Annotated in this window: 1 protein-coding gene; it reads left to right on the forward strand. The window is 66.2% G+C overall.

What is annotated here, in order from left to right; genetic code table 11:
• Positions 1 to 50 precede the first annotated feature (50 nt).
• A partial coding sequence (locus KVT38_RS34370; RefSeq protein ID WP_217598164.1) for a hypothetical protein occupies positions 51 to 231 on the forward strand: 181 nt, incomplete at its 3' end.

Consider the following 231-nt stretch of genomic DNA (forward strand, 5'->3'; position numbering starts at 1 on the left):
TGAGAACTATTCGCCCCACACCAGCTTTGTGTATAAGTAGGTGTCCGACAATGAGCAAGGACGTCCGCCTGTTCACCGACTTCGGCTCCGGCATTGGCGTTACCGCGGGCCGCGTCTTGCCGTCGTTCTCCCTGCCGCTCGGGCCGGTCGAGACGACCGTCAGCCCCGACGCAGGCTCCGGACCCGGACCCGGTCCTGCGCAGTCATCCGCTACGCCGGCCGCAGTCTGGC

Source organism: Cohnella sp. GbtcB17 (genome assembly GCF_019091135.1).
Taxonomy (GTDB): domain Bacteria; phylum Bacillota; class Bacilli; order Paenibacillales; family Paenibacillaceae; genus Cohnella.